The sequence below is a fragment of the Pseudolysinimonas sp. genome, from assembly GCF_044239695.1.
GTDB lineage: Bacteria > Actinomycetota > Actinomycetes > Actinomycetales > Microbacteriaceae > Pseudolysinimonas_A.
On the sequence record NZ_JBIIAW010000016.1, the window covers coordinates 1 to 21,989 of the forward strand.

Here is a 21,989-nt window from a genome sequence, read left to right on the forward strand (position 1 = left end):
CGTAACCGGACCGGGAGGCGACCGACGGGGCGATGCGTTCCTCGAGCGCCGGATCGACCGACCCGGTGTTCTGGGCGAGAAGCGTCGCCCAGACCGGGGGCAGCACGACGGCGAGCACGGTCGCACCGACTCCACGGCCGAAGTGGGCGTTGATCCGTGCGACCGCGACGACTTTCAGATAGAGGCCGTAGAGCGCGACGACCGGCAGCACGAGGAACACCACCGACCACGAGGGGACCCCGCCGAGGCGGAAGATCTCCGCCTCGTTGAGCACCGGCACCCAGCCCTTCCAGCTGTCGGCGCCGAGCCGGGCGAACACCTTCGACAGCATGAACGCGTACCAGAGGTAGGACCCGATTCCGAGGACGAGGACGACGCCCCAGACGGCCACCAGGATCCCGAGATCGGGGTACGGAACGACGGACGACGGGATCATGGGCGAGAGGCCTTTCGAGGGAGCGGACCGCGTCGCGCGAGCGTGGCCCGCGTCGCGCCGAGTTCACGGAGGAAGGATGCCGGCGCGATCGCCGCGAGCAGGCGGCGGGTCCACGGGACGGCGGCGGCGAGTTCGCGACGCTCGTCGTCGACGAGCCGCCACGAGGCGGTGCTCGCCGAACGCTCGGGCGGATGCTCGGCGAAGACCGCTCGGTCGACCACGGCGGCGAGCGCGACGGCCCGCGGTCGACCGACGGCCTGAGCCGCCGCGCTCCGGCTCACCCGGTCGGGCACGTCGAAGCCGAGATCGACGTAGCCGTCGACGAGCTCGGTCCAGGCGCCCACCATGCTCACCTCGGGGATGAGGGCGTCCCGACGAGACCGTCGGCGCACGACCTTCGCGATCGCCAGCACGAGGACCGGCAAGAGCAGCAGCAGGAGGGTGAGCGCGACCGTGCCGACGACCGCGAGAATCGGCAGCAGCCCCTCCCACCAGGCCGGAGCGGCGGACGGATCCTCGTCGGGCGACTCCGAGTCGTCGCGCTGCGCCTGCGGCGGGTCGAGCGGGTCGGCACTCACCTGATCGAGTGCCGTCGGGTTCTCCGGCAGCTTCTCGCCGTCGGTGATCGTGAGGGGCGAGACCTCGTACTGCGGGGTCACGTCGAACGGCGTCCAGCCGCCGGTGGCCGACCGCACCTCGATCCAGGCGCTCACGTTCGAGCCCGTGCAGACCTCGGCGCAGGCCGGGATGCCCGGGGACGACTCGGGGCTCGTCAGGCGCACGCCGATCACCACGCGGGACTCGAAGCCGAGGTAGCGCGCGATCAGCGCCGCGGCCACGGCGAACTGCTCGTCGTCGCCGACCGCGGCGACGAGCGCATCCGGATCCGCGTCAGAACCCGCACGCTGCTCCTGGACGTTCAGGTCGGCGAAGAGTTGCTCGATGCGCGCGGCCGAGTGACCCGACCTGCTGCCCTGGAACACGTAGTCGGCGCGCGTCTCGAGGTCGGCGATCCAGGCGGCGTCGCCGCCGCCGTCGGTGACGGAGTGGCTCAGGTAACCGCGCTCCCGCAGGCGGTCGACCAGCTCGGCGAGGCCGGCCCCGGTGCGCGGCGCCGCCTGGCGCTCGACCCACCCGGCGAGCTGCGGGTAGTCGTCGGCGGAGATGCGCGCCGCGGCACCCGGTTCGGACGAGAAGCCGGTGGGGCCCTCGTCGGCGCCGGCGACGACGACGTAGCTGTCGCCGGGCAGCACGCCGTAGGCATCCTCCGCGCCGGTGGGCGACGGCGCGGCCGCCGTGTCGATCGCCGACCCGCTGGCGGCGTCGAGGTAGAACCCGTCGGCGAGCGCCGCCGCGCGAACACCGGCGAACTCGGGGGCGCGGGTCACACCGTCGGGCACGGGTAGCCAGATCCCGCGATACCCGTCGCCGATCGAGATCCGCACCTCCGAGCCCCCGCCGGAGCCGCCGCCCGGGAGCCGGACGTAACGCACCCCGCTCTCCCCCGCCGACACCCGGAACTGGTCGCCGTCGTAGGAGTCGAGAGTCGCGATGCGCAGCCGATCCACTCCGGAGCCACCCGAGACGCCGAACAGCTCCGCCTCGAACCCGCCGTCGGTGAACCAGGTGCGGTAGGCCGCGAGCGGGCTCGGCTGCTGCCGCACGATCACCAGCGGATCCACATCGTCGCGCAGCGCCTGACGGGGGGAGAGGCTCTGGGCGAGCGGGGCGAACGCGAGGCCGCTCGCCAGCGCGATCGCCACCAGAAGCACCGCGGCGATCTGCCGCCGCAACCTCAGCGCGAACGTCTCGGCACCCTGCCGCACCGACGAGGACTGCGCCCGCGCCGCCCTGAGCGCCGCCGCGCGACGAAGCCGCGCCCGGCCGACCAGCCAGACCACCGACGCCAGCACGAGGACCACTCCGAGGAGCACTTCGCGCAGTGCCGGGATGCGCACGTCGCCGAGCGCGAACGCGGCCCCGGTGGTCGAGCCGCCGAACACGATCCCGAACGCGCTGAGTGCGACGACGACACCGGCGGCCCCCGCGGTGCCCGGCCCCTCGCGGGAGATGAGGTAGGACGCCAACGCCGTGCCGGTGACGACCAGCACGAAGAAGGGCACGAGAACCGCCTGGTACTCGCCGAGCGGCAGGCTGAGCGTCAGCACCTGCTTCCAGCCCACGACGATCCCGACGACCCCGTCCCGCACGCCGCGCAGCACCTCGACCGGCGAGCTGAGCGCCGACGGGATGGCGACCGGCACCACCAGCAGCAGGTACCCGAGGCCGACGAGCGCGGGAATCGCCCAGCCGCGCCAGCGCAGCGCCCGCACGAGCAGGACGACGCCGATGCCGAGCGCGGCGGCGACCGCGGCGACGACGACGAGACGGGGCGTGCGATAGATCTCCCACGCCGACGCGGTCGCCAGGGCGACGCCGACGAGGAGGTAGAGGAGACCCCAGAGCAGCAGTCCGCGGCTCATCGGATCGCACCCCGGGCCATCATGTTCTTCAGGTCGCCGAGGGTCCCGATCGTGAGCACCGTGAGCTCGTTCGCGGACCGCAGCGTCGGCTCGGCACCGGCGTCGGCACGGACGGCGACGACCGCGACCTGCGACGGGAACCCGAAGGCCGCCGCCCGCAGCCGAGGCAGCTCGACCTGCGAGCCGGTCACCAGGAAGGCGATCGAGAGCTCCGGGAAGGACTGCACGGTGAGGCGGGTGACGTCTTCGAGCGCCATCGCGTTCTCGCCCGAATCGATCCCGGCGAACCCGTCGAGGAGGTGCTTCGCGGTCAGCGTCGACAGCGTCTGGATCGAGCGCACGTGGTCGCGGGAGAAGTCGGGGATGTCGGCGCTGGCGCTCACGAGGACGTCGCGGCCGTCGCGCACCCCGTGGACGCCGAGCGACGCGGCCGCGCTGACCGCCATCTCGAACTCGTCGTCGGAGGCATACCCCCCGACGGCGAGGTCGACGATCACCGCGATGCGCGAGTGCCGGGTCTCCTCGTACTGGCGCACCATGAGCACGCCCGTCTTCGCCGTCGACTTCCAGTGCACGTGCCGGTAGGAGTCGCCCGGGACGTACTCGCGCAGGGCGTGGAACGAGAGGTCGGCATCCACGATGTCGCTCGTCGGCGCCCCTTCGAGGTCTTTCACCAGACCGGCGCTCGTCGAGGGGATCGCCACGGTCACGGGGTGCACGTAGATGTGCTGCACCCCCGGCCACGCGTGCTCCCGGCGCAGGATTCCGACGGGGTCGCCGCGCCCGACCGTCATCGGCCCGACCTGGATGACACCCCGACGGTGTGCGGAGATCGCGAGCGACTCCCGATGGTCGGCACCGCCGCGCAGGAGCGGCACGTGCACCTCCACCAGACCGGCGCCCACCGGGATGTCGACGATCCCGGGCAGCGCCACCCGCCTGCTGCGGTTGACGATGTCGAGACTGCCGGTGACCTCGGACCCGGCGACGACGCGGTCCTTGGCGAGCTCGAGCCGGATCCCGTAGTCGTGCGCCCCGAGCAGGAACGGCACGCTGAGGGCCAGCAGCACGACGGCGATCGCGGCGACGACCCAGCCCTCGACGAGCCCGAAGCCGATCCCACCCGCCACGCCCACGACGGAGATCGCGACGAGGAGCCACCCGGCCGGAGTGACCGTCGTGCGCAGCCAGGTGACGACGGAGAGCAGACCCTCCCGCGTGCGACGCAGCGCGCGTCGTCCCCAGAACACGCCCCCCGCGATTCCGGTCCGCGTGCGCGTGAAGCGCGTGACGGTGCCGGAGCGCGCGAAGGTGCGGGTGCCGCGCGTTCGCCCCAGCTGGGATCGGGTCTCGGTGCTCATCGGGTCGCTGGTCGCCTAGGCGGCGCCGTTCTCCACGGGCGGAGCGACGTCGAGCAGCACTTGGCCGACGACATCCACGGCGGTGACGCCGTCGAACTCGGCCTCGGGCTCGAGGATCATGCGGTGCGCGAGTGCCGGCACGGCGAGGTCGCGCACATCGTCGGGCGTGACGAAGGTGCGGCCGCGCGACGCCGCCCAGGTCATCGCGAGGCGGGCGAACGAGATCGCCCCGCGCACGCTGACGCCGAGCTTGACCTCGGTCGCGTTCCGCGTCGCGTCGACGATGCGCATGATGTAGTCCGACACGAGCGGGCTGGTGTGCACGTCGCGCGCCATGTCGGTCATCGTGACGAGGCGCTCGGTGTCGACGATGCCCGGCGGCTCCTTCTTGATCGACCCGACCCCCTGGAGGATGCGGAGCGTCGCGGCCGCGTCCGGATAGCCGATCGAGGTGCGGATCATGAAGCGGTCGAGCTGGGCCTCGGGTAGCCGATAGGTGCCCGCCTGCTCGACCGGGTTCTGTGTCGCGATCACCAGGAACGGGCGGCCGACGGGACGGGTCACCCCGTCGACCGTGACGTTCCCCTCCTCCATCACCTCGAGCAGCGCCGACTGGGTCTTCGGCGACGCGCGGTTGATCTCGTCGGCGAGCACGATGTTGGCGAAGATCGGTCCCGCGTGGAACTGGAACTCGCCCTTCTTCTGGTCGTACACGGTGATGCCGGTCACGTCGCCGGGCAGCAGGTCGGGGGTGAACTGGATGCGGGATGCCGTGCCCTTCACCGTCGCCGAGAGCGCCCGGGCGAGCGCGGTCTTTCCCGTGCCGGGCACGTCCTCGAGCAGCACGTGCCCTTCGCTGAGGGTCGCGGCGAGCACGAGCTCGACGACGTGCCGCTTGCCGAGCACCGCCTGCTCCACGTTGTCGGCGAGCAGGCCGAACGTCTCGGCGAACCAGGTCGCCTGTTCGGGCGCGATCGTCATGGTGCGGTCCTCTCGGAAGGGAATGGTCAGTCGCCACAGGTGCGTTGGAAGGGGGCCGGGGCGAGACCGGTAAAGCCGGCCCCGGTCCAGGTCACGTCGAAGGAATACACCCGCTGGAGGCCGAGGAACCCTCCCGGGGCGTCGCTCGCGGTCGCCGTGAACTGGCCGGCGGCGGGTCCGCTCGCCACGACCAGACTCGCGTTGGCCACGTCGGAGCCCGAGGTCAGCGCGTCGCACTCCGGATACGTCACGGTGATCGTCGTCGTCGGGCCGCCGGCGGCCGGCGAGATCGTGCTCTCCGGACCGCACCGGGGCGCCCCGCCGATGTTCTTGCAGAACGCGACGGTCACGCTCGGCGTGGCGCCCGACGGAAGATCGCTGAGCGAGTTCTGCAGACCGCCTCCGTTGACGCGATACCGCTGCTGGAATCCGTTGCCCGGGTTGTTCGTCGCCTGCTCGACACCGGCCAGCCCGTAGTACCGGGTGTCCGAACCGGTGGAGGATGACGTGTCGATCGAGTAGGTGAGAGTGTCGGCGTCGGCCGGGGCGGGTGGGGCCGCGAAGGTGAACGTCGCCACGGCACCGGTGGCGACCGCGCCGAAGCCGTACGAGATGCACGCGGCCACGAAGTAGTCCTCGTTGGGCGTCAGCCCGCCGATCGTCGTCGTCGCCGACGTCGCCGCGGCTCCGGACACCTGCTGATCGCCGTTCGCGTCGGCGGTGCACGAGGGCGTGCCGCCCTGCCACGCGTAATAGGTGACGCTCGCCGCGTCGGGGCTGCTGTTCGGGTCGGCATCCGCGCCCGTCAGGATGAGGGCCGTGCCGTCCGAGTTCGACGCGGCGGTGCCGCTCGCGTTCGCGATCGGCAGGCCCACGGCGAGCCCGGTGATCGACATCGCGTCGCCCTCGTTGCTGCCCGGGATCGGCGGGGAGAACCGGCTGATCGGGATGACTTCGATCAGCCGGTTCCCCGGAGCGAAGCCGATGTCCGCGGTCGTCGTCGTGCCCGTGCGCGTGATCGTCGAGTGCGGAGCCCCGTTCACGAGCACGCGATAGGCCTGTGCATCCTGGGCCGCGGTGATACTCAGCGAGACGATCCCGGTGGTCGCGGTGGTCACGTTCCCCGCGCGGTAGACGCTCTCGGCCTCGAGGTCGGTGACCTGAGGCTTGGCGTACGACGAGGTCGTGTGGCCGGTCGTGTCGAGCGATTCCCCCACCGAGTTCACGGCGCGCGCGGTGTAGGTGTTCTGGTCACCATTGACCAGTCCCGAGATGACGCACTGATAGTCGGGACCCGCGGGCGTGCAGGCGGCATCCGTCGCCGAGCCGCCCTCGTAGATCGCGACGGTCTCGACGACCGGATGAGCGGTGCGGGCGTCTCCGAGATCGACGCGCAGGGTCACGCTCGTCGAGCTGTACGCCGTCGTCGTCACGCTCGACGGACGCGGCGGGTAGCCGAGCACATCGATCGTCAGCACGCCCTGACCGGTGCGTCCCTGGGCATCCGCCACCGTGTACGTCACCTGACACTCACCGCCGAGGGGCTTCGGCCCCGCCGGCCAGGTCGCGACCACCTGGCGGTCGTCGCCGACCCGGACCGTCGCGACAGTGCAGCTCACGGTACCCCCGGCGGGGGAGGTGCCCACTCCGACGAGCTTCAGGCCCGAGCCCACCTCGCCCCGAAACGGGTCGTACTCCCCCGCCTTGCCGACGACCGGGATGGCGCACGTCGCTCCCCTGCTCACGTCGCACTGCTGGGTGAAGTTCGCGCCGCGGGGTGCGTCGGGCGGAGCGATCCCGACGACGAGCGAGATCCCGGCGGTGAGGCCGCCGTAGGCATCCACCGAGACGCGGACCGACTCGCGCGTTCCGGGGCGGGCATCCGCGCGGACATCGATCAGCACGGTGTCGCCGGGGCCGGGGGTGACGAGGAACGCCGTCCCCGAGAAGGCGATCTGGTAGTCGAGGAGGCTCAGGTCGCCTTCGCGCCCGCCCTCCCAGGCGGTCATCTCGTCGTACAGGTCGATCGAGACCTGCGCGGGGTCGCCGGGCGCGATCGTGCGGCTGATCGAGTTGAGGATCGCCTGCGGGTCCTTCGGCTCGATAAGCACGGGCACGCCGAGGAGGGTCCAGGTGTCCTGCCCGGCGATCCTCACGGGCACCGTGCAGGTGTCGCTCCAGGGCGCTTCGCGGCCCGCGCCGTAGGTCACCCGCGAACCCGACGCGGGCGTGCAGGTGGCATTGGCGCGTTGCACGGCGAACTCGTCGTCGTCGCGGATCTCGACGGTGTCGGCCGACGCGAGGTCGAGCAGCCCGCGCACCGCGACCTCGACCGACTGCTCCTCCGGAACGGAGAGGGGCTCGGTGCCGGGCTTGAGCTGGATGCGCATGTCGTCGAACGCGGGGATGCGCAGGAATCCGTAGCTCACGACCGTGGCACCGGCGGGCGTGGGGCCGGTGAGGGAGAACGGCACGATGTCGCCGTCGGCGGGAAGCGGACCGGAGATCCGACGGCCGTCGACCGCGTAGCGGGATGCCGCAGGCCCCCAGATCGCGAGTTCCAGCTCGGCCGGGTCACCGCTCGCCCACTGCACCTTGCCGGTGACGACGTCGACACCGCCGCTCAACTGCCCGCGGTTCTGCGCCGTGACGACGGTGTCGGTGACGACGGGAGCGTCGGGCGACGGGGCATCGGTGACGTTGACGACGATGAGCCCCTGGGCGGTGCTGAAAGAGGTCTGCGAGACCGCGGTGTAGACGTACGAGTGCACCCCGAGCACGTCGCCCGCCCCCACCGTGACCTCACCGGCCGTGAGGTCGCCGGTGCCGAGCAGCGCGTCGAGCCGGAGGTACTCCGGGCTGCCGGAGGGTGCGTTGGGCACCACGCTCTCCAGCTCGAGCCGGCCCTGGAGGGGGTCCCGGTCGTTGAGCAGCGGGGCGACCGTGAGCGGCGACTCCGTCCCCGCCTGCACCCGCACGTAGTCGCCGTAGGTGACCGGGGCGACGTCGGAGATGTCGGTGGCGAGCACGCCGACCCGGACGATGCCTTCGGCGACGGCCCCCGCGGTGTCGCGCACGCGATAGGCGAAACTCACCTGGCCACCCGCGACCCCGTTGCCCGGTGCGGTGTAGACGAGGGCGTCGCCTTCGGCCGAGATCTCGGCGATGCCCTGCCCGGACGGCGGCTGGGACACGTCGGACAACACGACCCGGTCGCCGTCGGGATCGATGCCCGACCCGGAGAACGGGATGGCGACGGACTGCCCCGCGACGACCCGTGCGGTGAGGATGGGCGGCTGGGGATCGCGATTCGTGCCCGGAGGGAGGACGGTGACCGTCACGGTCGCGGAGTCGAGCAACTGGGGAGAGTTCTCGAGAAAGATCGAATAACGCAGGGTGTAGACGCCGGGCACGTCGGGGGCGAGGTAGCGCAGGCGATCGCCGGCCACGAAGGCGAGTTCGCCCGCCGTCCCCGAGCCCTCGAGGTCGGGATGCACGACCACACGCTCACCGCGCGGGCTCACATCGTTGGCGAGCACGAGCAGGTCGGCTTGGCTCCCGGCCCGAACCGTCGCGGTATCGGGGACCGCGATCGGCCCGCTCGACGTCGAGGCGGCGACCAGGAAGACGGTGATCGAACCCTGCACGGTGCTCCCGGCCCCGTCGGTGACGGTGACATCCGCCGTGCCGACGCGGCCGGGGAGCCCGTCCGGGGTCGTGCCGGCCACCCGCACGCGGGACTGCCCGACGACGCTGACGCCGAGAGCCGGGTCGGACGAGACGGCTTCGGACACCAGGAGCACCCGGCCCGAGGTGTTCTGCACGGCGGCGAGCACGTCGACCGTCGCGTCCTCGTTCGCGCGCACGAAGGCGGTCATCGGCGCGATCGAGAGCGGTGCCCCGGAGGCGACGACGGTGACCCGCAGCAGGGACGACTGCTGAGCCTGGGTGCTGAGGTCCTGGACCGTGTAGGTGACGACGTAGTTTCCGGGGACGTCCGCCGTCAGGTCGATACGCCCCGACGCGGCGTTCGGCACGACGATCAGATCCCCGGCCGACGATGTCTGCACGGCGTCGACGATCGAGAACGAGCCCGAACCGCCGCGCACATGCGTCGTCACGTCGACGCTCACCTTCTCGTCGACGCCGGCGACCACGGCGATCGGCTCCGCGACGAGCGCCGGATTCGCCGTGACGCGCACCTCCAGGGTGCGGGTGGCGCTCGCCCCGCGCGCATCCGCGACGGTCACGGTGATCGGGATGACGGCATCCGAGGCATTGGGGTCCTGGTGGCGCACGACGACGTCGCCGTCGGCAGTCGCGACGACCGTCACCGGAGCGCTCGGGTCGTCTTTCGTCGCGTCGGCGAGCACGATGACGTCGCCCTCGTGGTCGACCCAGGCGGAGAGCACCGGCACTGTCACGGTGCCGCCCGCGGAGATGCCCGGCGACGGCCACTCCTGCACGCACGCGCTCACCCCGCACCACTCCGGGGCCGTGTTCACCGCGGGGTCGACGACCGTGAGGGTGACCGACGCGGGCGGCGATGTCGAGACGCCGTCGGTCACCGCATAGCTGAAGGTGGTGGACCCACCGCCGGCCGCGACCCGCACGACCGCCTGCTGGTCGTTGCCCGCGAGCGACAGGGTGCCGAAGTCACCGATCGACGTCACCGACTCGGGGACGATCGTCAGCACGTCCTTCTTGTTCGGGTCGTGGTCGTTGAGCAGCAGGGGCAGCGCCACCAGCTCACCGGGACGCACTCCGAAGGCGTCGGCGACGGCGACCGGCGGCTCCTGCTCGGCGACGTCGTCGACCTGGATCGTGCCGTCATCCCGGTCGTTCTCGTCGTCCAAGCTCCACTGGGCGACCGGGATCAGCTGCCCGTCGGGAACCCGCCACAGCATCCCGGAGACCGTCTCGTTGAGCACGGCGCGGTCGCCGTTGGAACGCACGACGGGGATGATCTCGTCGAGGTCCTCGAGCAGGTCGCCGTCGATCGCGAGGTCCGTGTCGCCGTCGCGCTCGGTCCACAGGCGGCCTGACGAGGCGGACAGCCAGGCGGCGACGAGTTCGCCGGCGACGACGGTCGGCTGAGCGGGGACTCCCCCGCCGTCGGTCAGCCGCCGCACCTCGTCCGACGAGGGGTCGATCGCGAACAACCCGTCGGCATCGGCGAGATGGACGGTCGGCGAGATCGCCGAACTCGCCTGGAGCCGGGCGTCGGGGCCGAGTCCGGTGTCGATCGGCGCCGAGCCGCCCGGGCGCCAGAGCATCCCCTCGGCCGGGTCGAAGAGCGCCCACGCTCCCTGCACGAGAGTGAGTTCGACACGGGCATCGGCATCGGGGGCCGACGGGATCGCGACCGGGTCGCGGAACTCGTCGCGCGGCGCGTCGTAGACCCGCACCGCGGCCTCGGCGGGCGAGTACATCGCGACCAGCCCGTTCTCATCGACGGCGACCGCGGAGGCGACGAAGTTCGGCGGTTCCTCCCCGTCGGCGACGACGACGTCGCGGAACGGGTCGACGAGGATCGGCAGCGGCAGTTCGTCGCCGACCGGCAGGCCGCCGAGATACGTGCGCCCGGTGCTCGTGACGTAGGCGACCCATCCGCCGGTCTGGATGACGAGCCGCGTGCCGTTCGGTGTCGCCTCGCCCGACGCGACGTCCGCCGCCCCTTCCGCGTCGCCGGCGGCGGCACCGAGGTCACCCGGGTTCGCGGCGTCGATCGGCCAGGCGCGGCCGTAGCCTCCGGTGAGGACGAGTCCCGCGTCGCCGTCCTGCACGATCGTGTCGGGGTCGTCCGCCGCCCGCACGGTGTCGATCTCGGCGAGCTCGGTGTTGACCCGGGCGTACTGCCCGGAGTCGCGGCTGACCCACACCGACGAGCTGAGGGCCGGAACCTCCTGCGCGTCGTACCCGTCGAGCGCCACGGCGAGGGTCGCGACGACCGCGACCGACGCCACGCCCGCGACGAGCGGGACGAGATGGCGCACAGGTCGACGCGACGCGGGGGCGGCCCGGGCCATCGAGAGCACCCGCCCGATGCGGGGTCCCCGCCCCACTACAGCACCCCGAGCGCGAACAGCGCGGCGACGCCGACGATGCCGAGCACGCCCGCCCCGACGAGTCCGCCGATGAGCGCCGCCTTCCAGGGTGCCGCCGCCCTCGCCGGCAGGACGCCGTCGTCGTCGAGCCGGCGCTGCGTGTAGGCCTGCGCGGCGCGGGCCGCGCGACGAGAGTCTTTGTTGACCGTCGAGATCACCGGGCCGCGCGGGGCTGATGCGGCGAAGTCGACGGGGACGCCGGCCGAAGCCCATTCGGGAGCGGCGACCTCGAGGGTCGTCGGCGGGAGCCCGAGTTCGTACTGCGCCCAGCGCAGCTCTTCGGCGAGCGCGTGCATCGACTCCTGCCGGGCCGCGGGGTCTTTGCTCATCGCGCGGGCGAGGATGCCCTCGATCCGCGGGGTCACGTCGGCGCGACCGATCGAGGTGTACTTCGCCTTCACGACGCGGGCGGTGAGCACGTCCCGCCGGTTCTTCTCCCGGTCCGGCGACTCGAAGGGGCTGCGCCCGGCGAGCAACGTGTACAGGGTCGCCCCCAGGCTCCACACCTCGGCGGCGACCGAGCCGGTGACGCGCTGATCGAGCACCTCGGGCGACGACCACGGCACCGACATCGCGAACACCTCGTCGTGCGTGTCGAGCGGCTCGAGGGCGGTCGCGACACCGAAGTCGGCGAGCACCGGGGTGCCGAGGGAAGTGATGAGGATGTTGGAGGGCTTGATGTCGCGATGCAGCAGCCCCGAGCGGTGCGCGGTCTCGAGCGCGGCGGCGATGCGCACGCCGGTGTCGAGCACCTCGGCGACCGGCAGCTGCCCCTTCTTGTACTTCGCGCTCATGTTGTCGGGGCAGTACTCCATGACGAAGTACGGGCGGCCGTCGGCGGAGATGCTCGCCTGGTAGATCGTGACGATCGAGGCGTGCGCCGAGAGCCGGGCCATGATGTCCGCTTCGGCGTTGAAGGTGCGGATGACGTCGGGGTTCACGGCGTCGTCGACGAGCACTTTGACGGCGACGACGCGGCGGGGCATGTCCTGTTCGAACAGGTAGACGTCGGCGAAGCCGCCCGAACCGAGCGGACGGATGTAGCTGTGGCCCGGCAGGATCGGGGGGGCAGCCGCTTTCCGTCTCACCACGCGTACCCCCTCGGCCCGCACTCGCGCGGGGTCGATCCCTGATGGAGCGGATCCCCGCCGGCCCTACGGTGTCCGGGTGCCGACCGAGATGCGGAACTCTTCTCCGAGGTCGAGGATATCGCCAGCTCGGAGAGCTGTTGACCGTCCCTCATGAAGTAGCCGAGGAGCCCGCGCGGGGGTGAGTACGAGCGTGCCGTTCGTGGACTCGAGGTCGCGCGCCACGAGCTCGCCGCCGACCAGGGCGACCTCGAGGTGCACGCCGGAGATCTCCCGCTTCGGAGACGGCGCGACCACGTAGGAGGTCGAGGTCTCCTCCGGGGTCGTGCGCCAGGGTCGACGCCCCAGCACGACGGGGGTGCTCGGCTCGAGTTCGCTGCCGTCGGGAAGCTGGAGCACGAGAGGCACCAGACGCGCCCCCATCCCGAGATCGACGCGTTGCGGCTGCGCCGGCTCGGCGCGCTGCTCGACGGGGACGGGCTGTTCGGCGGCGGCGTCGATCGCGATGTCACGGGTGCGCACCACCCCGCGGCGGATCGGCAGAGGCGTCGGCCCCTCGCCGTGCGCGCCGAGAGCGAGCCGCAGCGTCTGCACGCCGCGCACCTCGCCGTGGAACGACGCCGCCCCCGTCGGGCCGGAGAGCCGGGTGGAGGTGGCGCCGGCGAGTTCGACGGCGATCTCACCCGAGACCGCGACGTGCACGATCCGTTCGACCGGGTCGAGCACCTCCACGATCGCGAAGCGCTTCGTCGCCCCGTGCAGCGCGAACACGTCGAGGACATCCGCGATCGTCGTCGACGGCGCCTCGAGGAGCCGGTGCAGCTCGATCGCGACCCCAGCGTCGCTCTCGTCGCCGAGCAGGCAGACGAAGCGGTCGGTCACAACGGCGTGACCCATGCCGGTCGGGGCGTCGGCGGGGACGTAGGCGAACATCGAGCTCACTCTAACGCGAGCAGTTCTCGCACCACGTGGCATCCCGCACGACGAAGGCCCCCGCTCCGGAGAACGGGGGCCTTCGTGTCACTGCTTAGTTGTACGTGCCCGGCGAGAAGTCGTCGGACGAGAACGAGTCGAAGTCGACGAACGACAGGTCGCTCTCGCTGAACACCGAGTCGTCGGTGAAGATGCGGTTCGGGTAGCGCTCCGCCTTCGCCTCCTCGGTGGCCTCGACCGACACGTCGCGGTACTTGGAGAGTCCCGTACCGGCCGGGATGAGCTGGCCGATGATGACGTTCTCCTTCAAGCCCACGAGCGGGTCCGACTTGCCCTCCATGGCGGCCTGCGTGAGCACGCGGGTCGTCTCCTGGAAGGACGCGGCCGACAGCCACGACTCGGTCGCGAGGGAGGCCTTGGTGATACCCATGACCTCTTCACGGCCGGACGCCGTCTTCTTGCCGTCGAGCAGCGTCGCGCGGTTGATGTCGTTGTACTTCGAGCGGTCGACGAGCTCACCGGGGAGCAGGTCGGTGTCGCCGTGGTCGACGACGGTGACCTTGCGCAGCATCTGCCGCACGATGACCTCGATGTGCTTGTCGTGGATCGGCACACCCTGCGAGCGGTAGACGCCCTGCACGCCGTCGACGAGGTGCTTCTGCACCGCGCGGCTGCCCTGCACGCGCAGGACCTCCTTCGGGTCCAGGTTGCCGACCACGAACTGCTGACCGAGCTCGACGTGCTGACCGTCTTCGATCAGCAGCGTCGCGCGCTTGAGCACCGGGTACGCCTTCGCCTCGTCGCCGTTGTCGGGCGTGAGGATGATGCGGCGCTGGCGGTCGGTGTCCTCGATCGTCACGCGACCCGCCGACTCCGCGATGGGCGAAGCGCCCTTCGGGGTGCGGGCCTCGAACAACTCGGTGACACGCGGCAGACCCTGCGTGATGTCGTCCGCGCCGGCCGATCCACCCTGGTGGAAGGTACGCATCGTGAGCTGCGTGCCGGGCTCGCCGATCGACTGGGCGGCGATGATGCCGACCGCTTCGCCGATGTCGACGAGCTTGCCGGTGGCGAGCGAACGGCCGTAGCAGGCCGCGCAGACGCCGACGGCCGACTCGCAGGTCAGGACCGAACGGACCTTGATGGTCTCGACGCCGGCAGCGATCAGCTTCTCGATCAGCACGTCGCCGACATCCGAACCGCCTTCGGCGACGACGTTGCCCTTGGCGTCGAGCGCGTCGTCGGCGAGCGAACGGGCGTAGACCGCGTTCTCGACGTTGGCGTCGCGCACGAGGGTGCCGTCGACGACCGCGGCGATCGTGAGCTCGAGGCCCTTCGTCGTGCCGCAGTCGTCCTCGCGGATGATGACGTCCTGCGCGACGTCGACGAGTCGACGCGTCAGGTAGCCGGAGTCCGCGGTGCGGAGGGCGGTGTCGGCCAGACCCTTACGGGCACCGTGCGTGGCGATGAAGTACTCGGCCACCGACAGTCCCTCGCGGTACGAGGAGATGATCGGACGCGGGATCGTCTCACCCTTCGGGTTCGCGACGAGGCCGCGGATGCCCGAGATGTTACGAACCTGGAGCCAGTTACCACGGGCTCCCGACGACACCATCCGGAAGATGTTGTTGCCGGCGGTGTAGGCGCTCTGCATCGACTTCGCGACCTCGTTGGTGGCCTCGGTCCAGATCTCGATGAGCTCCCGACGACGTGACGAGTCGTCGATCAGACCCTTGTCGTACTCGCCCTGCACCTTCGAGGCACGCTTCTCGTGCTTCGCGATGATCTCGGGCTTGTCCTTCGGGGTGATGATGTCCGACAGCGCGACGGTGACGCCGGAACGGGTCGCCCAGTGGAACCCGGCGTCCTTGATCCGGTCGAGCGCCGCGGCGACCTCCACCTTCGGGTAGCGCTCCGCGAGGTCGTTGACGATCGCGGAGATCTGGCCCTTGTCGGCGACGGCCTCGACATACGGGTAGTCGGTCGGCAGCGTCTCGTTGAACAGCGCACGACCGAGGGTCGTCGTCACGAGAGCGGTCCCGCCCTGCTCGAAGCCCTCCGGCACCTCGCCCTCGGCGTAGTAGACACCCGTGAGACGGATGCGCACCTGCGCGTTGAGGTCGAGCGTGTGCTGGTCCATCGCGAGGATCGCCTCGGCGACGCTCGAGAACGCGCGGCCCTCACCGGTCGCCCCCTCCTTGACCGTGGTCAGGTGGTGGAGGCCGATGATCATGTCCTGCGACGGGAGGGTCACCGGACGGCCGTCGGACGGCTTCAGGATGTTGTTCGACGCCAGCATCAGGATGCGGGCCTCGGCCTGGGCCTCGACGCTCAGCGGGAGGTGGACGGCCATCTGGTCGCCGTCGAAGTCGGCGTTGAACGCCGCGCAGACGAGCGGGTGCAGCTGGATCGCCTTACCCTCCACGAGCTGCGGCTCGAAGGCCTGGATGCCGAGGCGGTGCAGCGTGGGCGCGCGGTTCAGCAGAACGGGGCGCTCGCGGATGATCTCCTCGAGCACGTCCCAGACCTGCGGGCGCGAGCGCTCGACCATGCGCTTGGCCGACTTGATGTTCTGCGCGTGCGACAGGTCGATGAGGCGCTTGATGACGAACGGCTTGAACAGCTCGAGCGCCATCTGCTTCGGCAGACCGCACTGGTGCAGCTTGAGCTGCGGTCCGACGATGATCACCGAACGGCCCGAGTAGTCCACGCGCTTGCCGAGCAGGTTCTGGCGGAACCGGCCCTGCTTGCCCTTGAGCATGTCGGAGAGCGACTTGAGCGCGCGGTTACCGGTTCCGGTGACAGGGCGGCCACGGCGGCCGTTGTCGAACAGCGCGTCGACGGCCTCCTGCAGCATCCGCTTCTCATTGTTGACGATGATCTCCGGCGCGCCCAGGTCGAGCAGACGACGCAGACGGTTGTTGCGGTTGATCACGCGGCGGTACAGGTCGTTCAGGTCGGAGGTCGCGAAGCGGCCACCGTCGAGCTGCACCATCGGGCGCAGCTCCGGCGGGATGACCGGGACGACATCGAGCACCATCGCGGCCGGCGAGTTGCCGGTCTGCAGGAACGAGTTGACGACGCGCAGACGCTTGATCGCACGGATCTTCTTCTGCCCGCCGCGACCGTTGGCGATCTCGTCGTGCAGCGCGTCGCTCTCGGCCTGCAGGTCGAACGCCTGGAGGCGCTTCTGGATGGCCTCGGCGCCCATGTGGGCCTCGAAGTACAGGCCGAAGCGGTCCTGGAGTTCGTGGAAGACCGAGTCCTCGGGCTTCAGGTCGCCGACCTTGAGCGAACGGAAGTCGTCCCAGACGCGCTCGAGCTGGGCGATCTGCTCGTCGTACGACTTGCGGACCTGCCCCATCTCCTTCTCGCCCGCGTCGCGGACCTTGCGCTTCTGGTCGCTCTTCGCGCCCTCTTCCTCGAGCGCAGCCATCTCGGTCTCGAGGGTGGCGAGGCGCGCGTTGATCTGCGAGTCGCGCTGCTGCTCGAGCTGCTTGATCTCGAGACGGATCTCGTTCTCCAGGCCCGGCAGGTCGTTGTGACGACCGTCGACGTCCACCGAGATCACCATGTAGGCGGCGAAGTAGATGACTTTCTCGAGGTCCTTCGGCGCCATGTCGAGCAGGTAGCCCAGGCGCGACGGGACGCCCTTGAAGTACCAGATGTGGGTGACGGGAGCGGCGAGCTCGATGTGGCCCATCCGCTCACGACGCACCGACGACTTGGTCACCTCGACGCCGCAGCGCTCGCAGACGATGCCCTTGAATCGCACCCGCTTGTACTTGCCGCAGGAGCACTCCCAGTCGCGCGAGGGTCCGAAGATCTGCTCGCCGAACAGGCCGTCCTTCTCGGGCTTGAGGGTGCGGTAGTTGATGGTCTCGGGCTTCTTGACCTCGCCGTACGACCACGCGCGGATGTCCGCGGAGGTGGCCAGGCCGATCTTGAGCTGATCGAAACTCGTCGCGTTGATCACGTATGTCTCTCTCTACGTCTAACTAGTTCGCGTTGTTTGTCGGCCGGGCTCAGATGTCGTCGATGGACGACGACTCGAAGCGCGAGGAGATGTTGATGCCGAGCTCTTCTGCGGCACGGAAGATCTCGTCGTCCGTGTCCTTGAGGCTCAGCACGCCGCCGTCGGCGCCGAGCACCTCGACGTTCAGGCACAGCGACTGCATCTCCTTGATCAGCACCTTGAAGCTCTCGGGGATGCCGGGCTCCTGGATGTTCTCGCCCTTGACGATGGCTTCGTAGACCTTCACGCGGCCGAGGATGTCGTCGGACTTGATCGTCAGCAGCTCCTGGAGGGCGTAGGCGGCGCCATAGGCCTCGAGGGCCCAGACCTCCATCTCGCCGAAGCGCTGTCCACCGAACTGCGCCTTACCACCGAGCGGCTGCTGCGTGATCATCGAGTACGGGCCCGTGCTGCGCGCGTGGATCTTGTCGTCCACGAGGTGGTGCAGCTTCAGGATGTACATGTAGCCGACCGAGACCGGCGACGGGAACGGCTCACCCGAGCGGCCGTCGAACAGGCGGGTCTTGCCCGAGCTGTCGATCAGACGCTCGCCGTCGCGGTTCTTGAGAGTGGAGTCGAGCAGTCCCTCGATCTCCTCCTCGAGCGCGCCGTCGAACACCGGGGTCGCGAGCTTCGTGCCGGGAGGGGCCGAGTGGGCTTCCTTCGGCAGGTTCGCGGCCCACTTCGGCGAGCCCTCGACCTCCCAGCCCTGCTTGGCGACCCAGCCGAGGTGCGTCTCGAGCACCTGACCGAAGTTCATGCGACCGGGGATGCCGAGCGGGTTGAGCACGACGTCGACGGGGGTGCCGTCTTCCATGAACGGCATGTCCTCGACCGGCAGGATCTTCGCGATGACGCCCTTGTTGCCGTGACGACCGGCGAGCTTGTCACCCTCGGTGATCTTGCGCTTCTGGGCGATGAAGACGACGACCCGCTGGTTGACGCCCGAGCCGAGCTCGTCGTCGCCGTCCTGCGCGTCGAAGACCTTGACACCGATGACGGTGCCCTGCTCGCCGTGCGGCACCTTGAGCGAGGTGTCGCGCACTTCGCGGCTCTTCTCGTTGAAGATCGCGCGGAGCAGGCGCTCCTCGGCCGACAGCTCGGTCTCGCCCTTCGGCGTGACCTTGCCGACGAGGATGTCGCCGGGTGCGACCTCGGCGCCGATGCGGATGATGCCGCGCTCGTCGAGGTCGGCGAGCAGGTCGGGGCTCACGTTCGGGAGGTCCCGGGTGATCTCCTCCTTGCCGAGCTTCGTGTCGCGGGCATCCACCTCGTACTCCTCGATGTGGATCGACGAGAGCACGTCGTCCTTCACGAGGTTCTGGCTGAGGATGATGGCGTCCTCGAAGTTGTGACCCTCCCACGGCATGAACGCCACGAGGAGGTTCTTGCCGAGCGCGAGCTCGCCGTTCTCCGTGGCGGGGCCGTCGGCGAGCACCTGGCCGACCTCCACGCGGTCGCCGGCGTCGACGATCACGCGGTGGTTGTACGAGGTGCCCTGGTTGGAGCGGTCGAACTTGCGGAGGTAGTACTCCTGGGTGCCGCCCTCGTCGAGCTGCACGACGACGACATCCGCCGACACCTCCTGCACCACACCGGCCTTGAGGGTCGTGATGACATCGCCGGCGTCGATGGCCGCGTAGCCCTCCATACCGGTGCCGATGACCGGCGACTCGGAGCGGAGGAGCGGAACGGCCTGACGCTGCATGTTCGCGCCCATGAGCGCGCGGTTCGCGTCGTCGTGCTCGAGGAACGGGATGAGCGAGGTCGCGACCGACACCATCTGGCGCGGCGAGACATCCATGTAGTCGACCTGGTCGGCGTCGACGAGTTCGACCTCGCCGCCCTTCTTGCGGACGAGCACCTTGGATTCGGCGAACTTGCCGTCCGACGCCAGCGGCGCGTTGGCCTGGGCGACGACGTACTCGTCTTCCTCGGACGCCGTCAGGTAGTCGATGTTGCTCGACACCTTGCCGTTGCTGACGCGACGGTACGGGGTCTCGATGAAGCCGAACGAGTTGATACGGGCGAACGACGCGAGCGAGCCGATCAGGCCGATGTTCGGGCCTTCCGGGGTCTCGATCGGGCACATGCGGCCGTAGTGCGAGGGGTGCACGTCGCGCACCTCGACACCGGCGCGCTCACGGGACAGACCACCCGGGCCGAGGGCCGAGAGACGCCGCTTGTGCGTCAGGCCCGCGAGCGGGTTGTTCTGGTCCATGAACTGCGAGAGCTGCGAGGTTCCGAAGAACTCCTTGATCGCGGCGACGACGGGGCGCACGTTGATCAGGGTCTGCGGGGTGATGGCCTCGATGTCCTGCGTGGTCATGCGCTCGCGCACCACGCGCTCCATGCGGGACAGACCCGTGCGGACCTGGTTCTGGATGAGCTCGCCGACCGCGCGGATGCGACGGTTGCCGAAGTGGTCGATGTCGTCCACGTCGAGGCGGATGTCGACCTTCTTGCCGTCGCGCACACCCGGGAGGGTGGTCTGCTCGGCGTGCAGGGCGACCAGGTACTTGATCGTGCCGAGGATGTCCTCGAGCGTCAGCACCGAATCCTTCAGTCCCGCGTCGATGCCGAGCTTGCGGTTGATCTTGTAGCGACCCACCTTCGCCAGGTCGTAGCGCTTCGGGTTGAAGTAGAAGTTGTCCAGGAGCGCGCGCGCGGCCTCGGCGGCGACCTGCTCTCCCGGGCGGAGCTTGCGGTAGATGTCCTTGAGCGCCTCTTCCTTGGTGAGGATGGCGTCCTTCTCGAGGGTGCCGGCGATCGACTCGTAGCCGGGGAAGGCCGCGAGGATCTCTTCGCTGGTCATGCCGAGTGCCTTGAGGAACACGGTGACCGACTGCTTGCGCTTGCGGTCGATGCGCACGCCGACCTGGTCGCGCTTGTCGATCTCGAACTCGAGCCACGCCCCGCGGCTCGGGATGACGCGCGCCGAGTAGATGTCCTTGTCGGACGTCTTGTCGTTGACGCGCTCGAAGTAGACGCCCGGGCTGCGGACGAGCTGGGACACCACGACACGCTCGGTGCCGTTGATGATGAAGGTGCCCTTCTCGGTCATCAGCGGGAAGTCGCCCATGAAGACCGTCTGGGTCTTGATCTCGCCCGTCATGTGGTTCATGAACTCGGCGTTGACGTAGAGCGGCGCGGCGAAGGTCTTGCCGCGCTCCTTGCACTCGTCGATCGTGTACTTCGGCTCCTCGAGCTCGGGAGCGGAGAACGACAGCTGCATCGTCTCGCCGAGGTCCTCGATCGGGGAGATCTCCTCGAAGATCTCGTCGAGACCGGTGGTCTCGGGAACCCCCGCGTCTCCGGCGGCCTTGGCCACCTCGACGCGCGACTTCCACGCGTCGTTGCCGACGAGCCAGTCGAAGCTCTCGGTCTGCAGGGCCAGGAGGTCCGGCACCGTGAGGGTGTCGGTGATCTTGGCGAAGGAGAGCCGGGATGCATCCCGGCCGGTGATGGGGGACTTCTTAGACGAGCGCGCAGCGGCCAAGGAAAACAACCTCCGTGAAGCTTTCAGGCTTCAGTTCATGGTCGGTAGGTGGGATTTCGCCCGACACTCTCAAGCCGACCTCAATATGACGGCGAGAGTGGTAGCGGGCGCAAGGATCAACTATAGGACCCAACTGAGCGACACGTCCAGCTATTCCTTGACTTTCTCCCCGCATCAGGTCTATAAGCCGGGGTGCGACACTGGATCCGTGGCCGACATCGCCGAAGTGACTCTCGAGAGCGGGCTGCACGCCGTCATCCGCGACGATCCCTACAGCGCCGGGAGCTATCTCCTCGTGGTCGACGGCACCCCGCAGTCGCACGTCGACCCGGAGCGCCCGACCGAGCTGTTCTTCGAGTACATCCACCGCATGGGGCATGTCGTCGACCAGTTGCCGGAGGGGCCGATCACCGCGCTGCACCTCGGCGCGGGGGCGCTGACGATGCCGCGCTACATCGAGGCCACCCGCCCCGGCTCGCGGCAGCAGGTGCTCGAGCTCGAACGCGGGCTCGTCGACCTCGTGCGCGAGCACCTTCCCTGGTCGAAGAACGCGAGCATCCGCATCCGTTACGGCGACGCCCGGGAGACGCTCGGCAAGCTGCCGTCGGCGCTGCGCGGCACCGTCGACCTCGCCATCGTGGACGTCTTCGGCGGGTCGCGCATCCCGGCCCATGTCACGAGCGCGGAGTTCTACAGCGAGATCGCGGCCTTCCTCGCCCCGACCGGGGTGCTGCTGGTCAACGTTGCCGACGGCGCGGCACTCGCCTTCGCCCGCGGACAGGCGTCGACGCTCCGGTACGTGTTCGAGGACACCGCGCTGCTCGCGGAGTCGGCGGTGCTCAAGGGACGCCGCTACGGCAACTTCGTGCTCGTCGCGTCGCCGGCCGACCTGCCGATCGAGTGGGTGCCGCGACTGCTCGCCGGGGGCCCGCATCCGGCGTCCGTGGTGCGCGGACGCGAGCTGCGGGACTGGATCGCGGGGGCGCCGATCGTCACCGACGCCTCCTCCACACCCTCGCCGCCGCCGGCCCGCAGCATCTTCCAGGTGCGTCCCAGCCGCGGTGACGGCGACCGGACGTAGGGTCG

At 70.0% G+C, this 21,989-nt stretch carries 10 protein-coding genes; 1 reads left to right on the forward strand and 9 read right to left on the reverse strand.

Annotation, left to right across the window (positions count from 1 at the left end; genetic code table 11):
• From ACILQS_RS04225 to rpoB, 9 genes are all read right to left on the reverse strand, one after another.
• Positions 1–436 (reverse strand): DUF5684 domain-containing protein (locus ACILQS_RS04225; RefSeq protein ID WP_395638856.1); only part of this gene is annotated, 436 nt, incomplete at its 3' end.
• Positions 433–2,919, reverse strand: a complete 2,487-nt coding sequence (locus ACILQS_RS04230; RefSeq protein WP_395638857.1) for a transglutaminase-like domain-containing protein — start codon at positions 2,917–2,919, stop codon at positions 433–435. The genes ACILQS_RS04230 and ACILQS_RS04225, both read right to left, overlap by 4 nt.
• Positions 2,916–4,280, reverse strand: coding sequence for a DUF58 domain-containing protein (locus ACILQS_RS04235; RefSeq protein WP_395638858.1), 1,365 nt, complete (start codon positions 4,278–4,280; stop codon positions 2,916–2,918). Before ACILQS_RS04235 ends, ACILQS_RS04230 begins: the two co-directional genes overlap by 4 nt.
• Positions 4,281–4,295: 15 nt before the next feature.
• On the reverse strand, positions 4,296–5,261 hold the full coding sequence (locus ACILQS_RS04240) for an AAA family ATPase (protein ID WP_395638859.1): 966 nt from the start codon (positions 5,259–5,261) through the stop codon (positions 4,296–4,298).
• Positions 5,262–5,287: 26 nt separating this feature from the next.
• On the reverse strand, positions 5,288–11,257 hold the full coding sequence (locus tag ACILQS_RS04245; RefSeq protein ID WP_395638860.1) for an Ig-like domain-containing protein: 5,970 nt from the start codon (positions 11,255–11,257) through the stop codon (positions 5,288–5,290).
• 68 nt (positions 11,258–11,325) lie between these two features.
• Positions 11,326–12,459 carry a serine/threonine-protein kinase gene (locus ACILQS_RS04250; RefSeq protein WP_395638861.1) on the reverse strand — a complete coding sequence of 378 codons (1,134 nt, stop codon included), beginning with the start codon at positions 12,457–12,459 and terminating at the stop codon, positions 11,326–11,328.
• A 63-nt stretch (positions 12,460–12,522) separates the two neighbouring features.
• Complete coding sequence (locus ACILQS_RS04255; protein ID WP_395638862.1) at positions 12,523–13,389, reverse strand: FHA domain-containing protein; 867 nt, start codon at positions 13,387–13,389, stop codon at positions 12,523–12,525.
• 94 nt (positions 13,390–13,483) lie between these two features.
• Complete coding sequence (locus tag ACILQS_RS04260) at positions 13,484–17,365, reverse strand: DNA-directed RNA polymerase subunit beta' (protein WP_395638863.1); 3,882 nt, start codon at positions 17,363–17,365, stop codon at positions 13,484–13,486.
• 49 nt (positions 17,366–17,414) lie between these two features.
• Positions 17,415–20,903: a DNA-directed RNA polymerase subunit beta gene (gene rpoB, locus ACILQS_RS04265; RefSeq protein WP_395638864.1), complete on the reverse strand. Its 3,489-nt coding sequence runs from the start codon at positions 20,901–20,903 to the stop codon at positions 17,415–17,417.
• Positions 20,904–21,111: 208 nt separating this feature from the next.
• On the opposite strand from rpoB, the gene ACILQS_RS04270 reads away from it, so the two are divergent.
• Positions 21,112–21,984: a spermidine synthase gene (locus ACILQS_RS04270; protein ID WP_395638865.1), complete on the forward strand. Its 873-nt coding sequence runs from the start codon at positions 21,112–21,114 to the stop codon at positions 21,982–21,984.
• Positions 21,985–21,989 lie beyond the last annotated feature (5 nt).

Bases quoted from the DNA above. Each gene is read 5' to 3' on its own strand.
- ACILQS_RS04255 (WP_395638862.1), bottom strand. From the start codon at position 13,389: ATGTTCGCCTACGTCCCCGCCGACGCCCCGACCGGCATGGGTCACGCC.
- ACILQS_RS04235 (WP_395638858.1), bottom strand. From the start codon at position 4,280: ATGAGCACCGAGACCCGATCCCAGCTGGGGCGAACGCGCGGCACCCGC.
- ACILQS_RS04240 (WP_395638859.1), bottom strand. From the start codon at position 5,261: ATGACGATCGCGCCCGAACAGGCGACCTGGTTCGCCGAGACGTTCGGC.
- ACILQS_RS04230 (WP_395638857.1), bottom strand. From the start codon at position 2,919: ATGAGCCGCGGACTGCTGCTCTGGGGTCTCCTCTACCTCCTCGTCGGC.